General features: G+C 62.8%; 1 protein-coding gene. It reads right to left on the bottom strand.

Going from position 1 to position 11298, the window contains the following annotated elements; translation table 11 throughout:
* Positions 1 to 11277 (bottom strand): hypothetical protein (locus AC1RGU_RS17925; protein ID WP_492697141.1); only part of this gene is annotated, 11277 nt, incomplete at its 3' end.
* Between the last annotated feature and the right edge of the window lie 21 nt (positions 11278 to 11298).

Below are 11298 nucleotides of genomic sequence, written 5' to 3'. Positions count from 1 at the left end.
CAGCAGCAGCCGCATCGACAGCCTTTCGACATCGACATCGAGCGGTCTGAGCACGGCGACCAGTGGCATCTCGAGTCTGTCGACGGGCTTGAGCACGACCAACAGCAACGTGAGCAGCCTGTCGACTTCGACGTCGTCTGGTCTAAGCACTGCTACCAGCGGTATCTCCAGCCTGTCGACTGGCCTGAGCACCACGAACAGCAACGTCAGTAGCCTGTCGACATCGACGTCGTCCGGCTTGAGCACGGCCACGAGCGGCATCTCCAGCCTGTCCACAGGCCTGAGCACTACGAATAGCAACGTGAGCAGCCTTTCGACGTCGACGTCGTCGGGTCTGAGCACGGCGACCAGCGGAATCTCGAGCCTGTCCACGGGCTTGAGCACGACGAACAGCAATGTGGGCAGTCTGTCAACGTCCACGTCGACTGGCCTCAGCACGACCAACAGCCGCATCGACAGCCTGTCGACGTCGACTTCAAGCGGCCTGAGCACGGCCACGAGCGGCATCTCGAGCCTGTCCACAGGTCTGAGCACGACGAACAGCAACGTCAGCAGCTTGTCGACCTCCACGTCGTCGGGTCTGAGCACCGCGACCAGCGGCATCTCCAGCTTGTCGACGGGCCTGAGCACCACGAACAGCAGTGTCAGCAGTCTGTCGACTTCGACCTCGTCCGGCCTGAGCACGGCCACGAGCAGCATCTCCAGCCTGTCCACGGGCTTGAGCACCACGAACAGCAACGTGGGTAGCTTGTCGACCTCGACATCGTCGGGTCTGAGCACGACCAACAGCCGCATCGACAGCCTCTCGACGTCCACGTCGAGCGGCCTGAGCACTGCGACCAGTGGAATCTCGAGCCTGTCCACGGGCCTGAGCACGACGAACAGCAACGTCAGCAGCTTGTCGACGTCCACGTCGTCCGGTTTGAGTACCGCTGCGAGCGGCATCAACAGTCTGTCGACGGGCCTGAGCACGACCAACAGCAATGTGAGCAGCCTGTCGACGTCCACGTCGTCCGGCCTGAGCACTGCCACGAGCAGCATCGACAGCCTGTCGACGTCTACTTCGAGCGGTCTGAGCACTGCAACCAGCGGTATCTCGAGCCTGTCCACGGGCTTGAGCACCACGAACAGCAACGTGGGCAGCTTGTCGACCTCGACGTCGTCGGGTCTGAGCACGGCCAATAGCCGCATCGACAGCCTCTCGACATCTACGTCGTCGGGCCTGAGCACGGCGACCAGTGGTATCTCCAGCCTGTCCACAGGTCTGAGCACCACGAACAGCAATGTCAGCAGCTTGTCGACCTCGACGTCGAGCGGCTTGAGCACGGCAACCAGCGGCATCTCTAGTCTGTCTACGGGCCTGAGCACAACCAACAGCAACGTGAGCAGCCTGTCGACTTCGACGTCGTCCGGCCTGAGCACCGCGACCAGCGGCATCTCCAGCCTTTCGACCGGTCTCAGCACCACGAACAGCAACGTCAGCAGCCTGTCGACCTCGACGTCGTCGGCCTTGAGTACGGCAACCAGCGGTATCTCGAGCCTGTCGACGGGCCTGAGCACGACGAACAGCAACGTGGGTAGCCTGTCGACCTCGACGTCCTCGGGCCTGAGCACCACCAATAGTCGTATCGACAGCCTCTCGACGTCTACGTCGTCGGGCCTGAGCACGGCGACGAGCAGCATCGATAGCTTGTCGACGTCTACCTCGAGCGGACTGAGCACAGCAACCAGCGGCATCTCCAGCTTGTCGACGGGCCTTAGCACGACCAACAGCAACGTCAGCAGCCTCTCGACTTCCACGTCGAGTGGGTTGAGCACCGCGACCAGTGGCATCTCCAGCTTGTCGACGAGCCTGAGCACCACGAACAGCAACGTCAGCAGCCTGTCGACCTCGACGTCGTCGGGCTTGAGTACGGCAACCAGCGGCATCTCGAGCCTGTCTACTGGCCTGAGCACGACCAACAGCAACGTGAGTAGCCTGTCGACTTCGACATCGTCGGGCCTGAGCACTGCGACCAGTGGCATCGCCAGCCTGTCGACGGGCTTGAGCACAACGAACAGCAGCGTGGGCAGCTTGTCGACCTCGACGTCCAGTGGTTTGAGCACGGCCAACAGTCGAATCGATAGCCTTTCGACCTCCACGTCGTCGGGCCTGAGCACCGCCACGAGCAGCATCGACAGCCTCTCGACGTCTACCTCGAGCGGTCTGAGCACCGCGACCAGTGGCATCGCCAGCTTGTCCACGAGCCTGAGCACGACCAATAGCAACGTGAGCAGCCTGTCGACTTCGACGTCGTCGGGCCTGAGCACCGCGGCCAGCGGCATCTCAAGCTTGTCGACGGGCCTGAGCACGACCAACAGCAACGTCAGCAGTCTGTCGACCTCGACGTCGTCTGGTCTGAGCACCGCGACCAGCGGCATCTCCAGCCTGTCCACGGGTCTGAGCACGACGAACAGCAATGTCAGTAGCCTTTCGACCTCCACGTCGAGCGGCTTGAGCACAGCCACGAGTGGCATCGACAGCCTGTCCACGGGCTTGAGCACGACGAACAGCAACGTGGGCAGCTTGTCGACCTCGACGTCCAGTGGTTTGAGCACGACCAACAGTCGAATCGATAGCCTTTCGACCTCCACGTCCTCGGGGCTGAGCACGGCGACGAGTGGCATCTCGAGCCTGTCGACGGGCCTGAGCACGACGAACAGCAACGTGGGTAGCCTGTCGACTTCGACTTCGTCGGGTCTGAGCACCGCCACGAGCAGCATCGACAGCCTCTCGACGTCGACTTCGAGCGGTCTGAGTACAGCAACCAGCGGCATCTCAAGCTTGTCGACGGGCCTGAGCACGACCAACAGCAACGTGAGCAGCTTGTCGACGTCGACGTCGTCGGGCCTGAGCACAGCCACGAGCAGCATCGACAGCCTCTCGACGTCGACTTCGAGCGGTCTGAGTACCGCGACCAGCGGCATCTCGAGCTTGTCGACGGGCCTGAGTACGACCAACAGCAACGTGAGTAGCCTGTCGACGTCCACGTCGTCTGGCCTGAGCACCGCGACCAGCGGCATCTCGAGCCTGTCCACTGGCCTGAGCACGACGAACAGCAATGTGAGCAGCCTGTCGACTTCTACGTCGAGCGGCCTGAGCACAGCGACCAGCGGGATCTCTAGCCTGTCCACGAGCCTGAGCTCGACAAACAGCAATGTCAGCAGCCTGTCGACCTCCACTTCGAGCGGCTTGAGCACAGCCACGAGTGGCATCGACAGCCTGTCGACTGGTCTGAGCACGACCAACAGCAACGTCAGCAGCCTGTCGACTTCCACGTCGTCTGGCCTCAGCACCGCCACGAGCGGCATCTCCAGCCTGTCTACAGGCCTGAGCACCACGAACAGCAATGTGGGCAGCCTGTCGACTTCGACATCGTCGGGTCTGAGCACAGCCAACAGCCGTATCGACAGCCTGTCGACGTCCACGTCGAGCGGCTTGAGCACGGCGACCAGCGGCATCTCCAGCTTGTCGACGGGCCTGAGCACGACGAACAGCAACGTGGGCAGCCTGTCGACTTCGACATCGTCGGGTCTGAGCACGGCGACCAGTGGGATCTCCAGCCTGTCGACCGGTCTGAGCACGACCAACAGCAATGTGAGCAGCCTGTCGACGTCCACGTCGTCGGGCTTGAGCACAGCCACGAGCAGCATTGACAGCCTTTCGACTTCGACGTCGTCGGGGCTGAGCACCGCAACCAGCGGTATCTCCAGCCTGTCCACGGGCCTGAGCACGACGAACAGCAACGTGAGCAGCCTGTCGACCTCGACGTCGTCTGGTTTGAGCACGGCTACGAGCAGCATCGATAGCCTTTCGACTTCGACGTCGTCGGGTTTGAGCACGGCGACCAGTGGGATCTCCAGCCTGTCGACCGGTCTGAGCACCACCAACAGCAACGTCAGCAGCCTTTCGACGTCGACGTCGTCGGGGCTCAGCACGGCGACCAGTGGCATCTCCAGCCTGTCCACTGGCCTGAGCACTACGAACAGCAACGTCAGCAGCTTGTCGACCTCGACCTCGTCCGGTCTGAGCACGGCCACGAGCAGCATCGACAGTCTTTCGACGTCGACGTCGTCCGGTTTGAGCACCGCTACCAGCGGTATCTCCAGCCTGTCCACGGGCCTGAGCACTGCGACGAGCAGCATCGACAGCCTTTCGACTTCGACGTCGTCTGGTTTGAGCACTGCCACCAGCGGTATCTCCAGCCTGTCCACGGGTCTGAGCACGACGAACAGCAACGTGAGCAGCCTGTCGACCTCGACGTCCTCTGGTTTGAGCACCGCGACCAGTGGCATCTCCAGCCTGTCTACCGGCCTCAGCTCCACGAACAGCAACCTGGACAGCCTTTCGACCTCCACGTCGAGCGGTCTGAGCACTGCAACCAGTGGAATTTCGAGCCTGTCGACTTCGACGTCGTCGGGCCTGAGCACGACCAACAGCCGTATCGATAGCCTTTCGACATCCACGTCGAGCGGCCTGAGCACGGCGACGAGCAGCATCGACAGCCTCTCGACGTCTACGTCCTCGGGTCTGAGCACTGCGACCAGCGGCATCTCTAGCCTGTCCACTGGCTTGAGCACGACCAACAGCAACGTCAGCAGCCTGTCGACCTCCACGTCGAGCGGCCTGAGCACGGCGACGAGCAACATCGACAGCCTATCGACGTCCACGTCGTCTGGTTTGAGCACCGCCACCAGCGGTATCTCCAGCCTGTCGACTGGCTTGAGCACGACAAACAGCAATGTGAGCAGCCTGTCGACCTCGACGTCGTCCGGCCTGAGCACGGCGACGAGCAACATCGACAGCCTTTCGACGTCTACGTCCTCTGGTTTGAGCACCGCCACCAGCGGTATCTCCAGCCTGTCGACCGGCCTGAGCACGACGAACAGCAACGTCAGCAGCCTCTCGACCTCGACCTCGTCGGGTCTGAGCACCGCCACCAGCGGCATCTCCAGCCTGTCCACTGGGTTGAGCACGACGAACAGCAACGTCGGCAGCCTCTCGACCTCCACGTCGTCGGGTTTGAGCACGGCGAACAGCAGCATTAGCAGCTTGTCGACGTCTACATCGTCCGGCCTGAGCACGGCCACGAGCAGCATCGACAGCCTGTCGACGGGCTTGAGCACGGCGACCAGTGGCTTCTCGAGCTTGTCCACCGGCCTGAGCACCACCAACAGCAACCTGGACAGCTTGTCGACGTCCACGTCGAGCGGCTTGAGCACGGCCACCAGCGGTATCTCCAGTCTGTCCACGGGTCTGAGCACCACGAACAGCAACGTCGGCAGCTTGTCGACCTCGACTTCGTCTGGCTTGAGCACGACGAACAGCCGTATCGACAGCCTGTCGACGTCCACGTCGTCGGGCTTGAGTACGGCGACCAGTGGCATCGATAGCCTGTCTACCGGCCTGAGCACGACGAACAGCAACGTCAGCAGCCTGTCGACGTCGACGTCGTCTGGCCTGAGCACCGCGACGAGCAGCATCGACAGCCTCTCCACGTCCACATCGTCGGGTCTGAGCACGGCCACCAGCGGTATCTCCAGCCTGTCCACGGGGCTGAGCACGACGAACAGCAACGTCAGCAGCTTGTCGACCTCGACCTCGTCCGGTCTGAGCACGGCCACGAGCAGCATCGACAGTCTTTCGACTTCGACGTCGTCTGGTTTGAGCACTGCCACCAGTGGCATCAACAGCCTGTCGACCGGTCTGAGCACGACCAACAGCAATGTGAGCAGCCTGTCGACGTCCACGTCGTCAGGGCTGAGCACGGCGACCAGCGGCATCGCCAGCCTGTCCACCGGCCTGAGCACCACCAATAGCAACCTGGACAGCTTGTCGACATCCACCTCGAGCGGCTTGAGCACGGCAACCAGTGGTATTTCGAGCCTGTCGACTTCGACGTCGTCTGGCTTGAGCACGGCGACGAGCAGCATTGGCAGCCTTTCGACCTCGACGTCGTCTGGTTTGAGTACTGCGACCAGCGGTATCTCCAGCTTGTCCACTGGCCTCAGCTCCACGAACAGCAACCTGGACAGCCTGTCGACGTCCACGTCGAGTGGCTTGAGCACGGCCACCAGCGGTATCTCGAGCCTGTCTACGGGCCTGAGCACCACGAACAGCAATGTGAGCAGCCTGTCGACCTCCACGTCGTCCGGCTTGAGCACTGCGACGAGCAGCATCGACAGCCTGTCGACTGGCCTGAGCACGACCAACAGCAACGTCAGCAGCCTGTCGACCTCGACGTCGTCCGGCCTGAGCACGGCGACCAGCGGCATCTCGAGCCTGTCCACTGGCTTGAGCACCACGAACAGCAACGTGAGCAGCTTGTCGACGTCTACGTCGTCGGGCCTGAGCACGGCCACGAGCAGCATCAATAGCCTCTCGACCGGCTTGAGCACGGCAACCAGCGGTATCTCCAGTCTGTCGACTGGCCTGAGCACCACGAATAGCAACGTGAGCAGCCTGTCGACATCCACGTCGACCGGGCTGAGCACGGCCGCGAGTGGCATCGATAGCCTGTCGACGGGGCTCAGCACGGCGACCAGTGGCATTTCCAGCCTGTCCACTGGCCTGAGCACGACGAACAGCAATGTCGGCAGCTTGTCGACCTCGACGTCCTCGGGTTTGAGCACGGCTACGAGCCGCATCGATAGTTTGTCGACCGGTTTGAGCACCGCAACCAGCGGTATCTCCAGTCTGTCCACCGGCCTGAGCACCACGAACAGCAACGTCAGCAGCCTCTCGACGTCCACGTCGTCTGGCCTCAGCACCGCCACGAGCGGCATCTCCAGCCTGTCCACGGGCCTGAGCACGACAAACAGCAATGTGGGCAGCCTGTCGACTTCGACATCGTCGGGTCTGAGCACGGCCAATAGCCGCATCGACAGCCTGTCGACTTCCACGTCGAGCGGCCTGAGCACCACGAACAGCAACCTGGACAGCCTTTCGACCTCGACGTCGAGTGGCTTGAGCACGGCGACCAGCGGCATCTCGAGCCTGTCGACGGGTCTGAGCACGACGAACAGCAATGTGAGCAGCCTGTCGACGTCCACTTCGTCCGGCCTCAGTACCGCCACGAGCGGCATCTCCAGCCTGTCCACGGGCCTGAGCACGACGAACAGCAACGTGAGCAGCCTGTCGACCTCCACGTCGTCTGGCTTGAGCACTGCGACAAGCAGCATTGACAGCCTGTCGACTGGGCTGAGCACGACCAACAGCAACGTCAGCAGCTTGTCGACGTCGACGTCGTCGGGTTTGAGCACTGCCACCAGCGGCATCTCCAGCCTGTCTACGGGCTTGAGCACGACGAACAGCAACGTCAGCAGCTTGTCGACCTCCACGTCGTCTGGCTTGAGCACTGCGACGAGCAGTATCGACAGCCTGTCGACCGGGCTGAGTACCACGAACAGCAACGTGAGCAGCCTGTCGACTTCGACGTCGAGCGGCCTGAGCACGGCCACGAGCGGCATCTCGAGTCTGTCCACCGGCCTGAGCACGACGAACAGCAACGTCAGCAGCCTGTCGACTTCGACGTCGAGTGGCCTGAGCACTGCTGCCAGCGGCATCGATAGCTTGTCGACCGGCCTGAGCACCACGAACAGCAACGTCAGTAGCCTGTCGACGTCTACGTCGTCTGGCCTTAGCACGGCGACCAGTGGTATCTCGAGCCTGTCGACCGGCTTGAGCACGACGAACAGCAACGTGAGCAGCTTGTCGACCTCCACGTCGTCTGGCCTGAGCACTGCGACGAGCAGCATCGACAGCCTGTCGACCGGGCTGAGCACGACCAACAGCAACGTCAGCAGCCTCTCGACGTCTACGTCGTCTGGCCTGAGCACGGCGACCAGTGGTATCTCGAGCCTGTCGACCGGCTTGAGTACCACGAACAGCAACGTGAGCAGCTTGTCGACCTCCACGTCGTCCGGCTTGAGCACTGCGACGAGCAGCATCGACAGTCTGTCGACCGGGCTGAGCACGACCAACAGCAACGTCAGCAGTCTCTCGACCTCGACGTCGTCGGGTTTGAGTACGGCAACCAGCGGCATCTCGAGCCTGTCGACGGGCCTGAGCACTACGAACAGCAACGTGAGCAGCTTGTCGACCTCGACGTCGTCTGGCCTGAGCACTGCCACCAGCGGCATCTCCAGCCTGTCCACGGGCTTGAGCACGACGAACAGCAACGTGAGTAGCTTGTCGACCTCGACGTCGTCTGGCTTGAGCACTGCGACCAGCGGCATCTCGAGCCTGTCCACCGGCCTGAGCACCACGAACAGCAACGTCAGCAGCTTGTCGACTTCGACGTCGTCTGGCCTGAGCACGGCGACCAGCGGTATCTCGAGCCTGTCCACCGGCTTGAGTACGACGAATAGCAACGTCAGCAGCCTGTCGACTTCAACGTCGTCGGGACTGAGCACGGCCACGAGCGGCATCGACAGCCTCTCGACCGGCTTGAGCTCGGCGACCAGTGGCATCTCCAGCCTGTCCACGGGACTGAGCACCACGAACAGCAACCTGGACAGCCTCTCGACTTCGACGTCGTCGGGCTTGAGCACGGCGACCAGCGGTATCTCGAGCCTGTCGACGGGTCTCAGCACAGTGACCAGTGGCATCTCCAGCCTGTCGACCGGCCTGAGCACCACGAACAGCAACATCAGCAGCCTCTCGACGTCGACGTCGTCCGGTCTCAGCACGGCGACCAGCGGTATCTCGAGCCTGTCCACCGGCTTGAGCACGACGAACAGCAACCTGAGCAGCCTGTCGACTTCCACGTCGTCCGGCCTCAGCACCGCTACCAGCGGCATCGACAGCTTGTCGACGGGTCTGAGTACCGCAACCAGTGGTATCTCCAGCCTCTCCACGGGATTGAGCTCGGCAACCAGCGGCATCTCCAGCCTGTCCACCGGCTTGAGCACGACGAATAGCAACGTCAGCAGCCTGTCGACTTCAACGTCGTCGGGACTGAGCACGGCCACGAGCGGCATCGACAGCCTCTCGACCGGCTTGAGCTCGGCGACCAGCGGCATCTCGAGTCTGTCTACTGGTCTGAGCACAACGAACAGCAACGTCAGCAGCCTCTCGACCTCCACGTCGTCTGGTCTGAGCACCGCGGCGAGCGGCATCGACAGCCTCTCGACCGGCTTGAGCACGGCGACCAGTGGCATCTCCAGCCTGTCGACCGGCCTGAGCACCACGAACAGCAACATCAGCAGCCTCTCGACGTCGACGTCGTCCGGCCTCAGCACTGCTACCAGCGGTATCTCCAGCCTGTCCACGGGCCTGAGCACGACGAACAGCAATGTCAGCAGCCTGTCGACGTCGACCTCGTCCGGTCTCAGCACCGCTACCAGCGGCATCGACAGCCTCTCGACTGGTTTGAGCACGGCGACCAGTGGCATCTCCAGCTTGTCCACTGGCTTGAGTACGACGAACAGCAACGTCGGTAGCTTGTCGACTTCGACGTCGAGCGGCATCTCCAGCCTGTCGACCGGCCTGAGCACCGCCACCAGCGGCATCTCCAGCCTCTCCACAGGCCTGAGCACCACCAACAGCAACGTCGGCAGCCTCTCGACTTCCACGTCGTCTGGTCTGAGCACCGCGACGAGCGGAATCGACAGCCTCTCGACTGGTCTGAGCACGGCGACCAGTGGCATCTCCAGCCTGTCCACGGGCCTGAGCACCACGAACAGCACTGTGGGTAGCTTGTCGACTTCGACGTCGAGCGGCATCTCCAGCCTGTCCACGGGCCTGAGCACCGCCACCAGCGGCATCTCCAGCTTGTCTACTGGCTTGAGCACGACCAACAGCAACGTGAGCAGCCTCTCGACCTCCACGTCGTCCGGCCTGAGCACGGCCACGAGCGGCATCGACAGCCTCTCGACCGGTTTGAGCACAGCGACCAGTGGCATCTCCAGCTTGTCCACGGGCCTGAGCACCACGAACAGCAACGTCAGCAGCCTCTCGACCTCCACGTCCTCGGGCCTGAGCACCGCCACGAGCAACATCGACAGCCTCTCGACTGGGTTGAGCACGGCGACCAGTGGCATCTCCAGCTTGTCCACTGGCTTGAGCACGACCAACAGCAACGTGAGCAGCCTGTCGACCTCGACGTCGTCCGGCCTGAGCACCGCCACGAGCGGCATCGACAGCCTCTCGACCGGCCTGAGTACAGCGACCAGTGGCATCTCGAGCCTGTCCACTGGCCTGAGCACCACGAACAGCAACGTCAGCAGCTTGTCGACCTCGACGTCGAGCGGCCTGAGCACGGCCACGAGCGGAATCGACAGCCTGTCGACCGGTCTGAGCACGGCGACCAGTGGCATCTCGAGCCTGTCCACTGGCTTGAGCACGACGAACAGCAACGTCAGCAGCCTGTCGACTTCCACGTCGAGTGGCCTGAGCACCGCTACGAGCGGAATCGACAGCCTGTCGACGGGCCTGAGCACCGCCACCAGCGGCATCTCCAGCTTGTCCACTGGCTTGAGCACGACCAACAGCAACGTGAGCAGCCTGTCGACCTCGACGTCGAGTGGCCTGAGCACGGCCACGAGCGGAATCGACAGCCTGTCGACCGGTCTGAGCACGGCGACCAGTGGCATCTCCAGCCTGTCCACCGGCTTGAGCACGACGAACAGCAACGTGAGCAGCCTCTCGACGTCTACGTCGTCTGGCCTGAGCACGGCCACGAGCGGAATCGATAGCTTGTCGACGGGTCTGAGTACCGCAACCAGCGGTATCTCCAGCCTGTCCACCGGCTTGAGCACGACGAACAGCAACGTGAGCAGCCTGTCGACCTCGACGTCGAGTGGCTTGAGCACGGCAACGAGCGGAATCGACAGCTTGTCGACCGGCCTGAGCACCGCCACCAGCGGTATCTCGAGCCTGTCCACCGGCCTGAGCACCACGAACAGCACCGTGGGTAGCTTGTCGACTTCGACGTCGAGCGGCATCTCCAGCCTGTCGACCGGCCTGAGCACCGCCACCAGCGGCATCTCCAGCCTCTCCACAGGCCTGAGCACCACCAACAGCAACGTCAGCAGCCTCTCGACCTCCACGTCCTCGGGCCTGAGCACCGCCACGAGCAACATCGACAGCCTCTCGACCGGCCTCAGCACGACGAACAGCAACGTCGACAGTCTCTCGACCTCGACCTCGTCGGGCCTGAGCACGGCCACGAGCAGCATCGACAGCCTGTCGACCGGCCTGAGCACGACCAACAGCAACGTCAGCAGCCTGTCCACCTCGTTCTCGTCCGGCCTGAG

Source organism: Variovorax sp. GW823-FHT02B07 (assembly GCF_058797695.1).
Note: the sequence above shows the minus strand (reverse complement) of the source record. Positions and strands in the feature narration are given on the sequence as shown.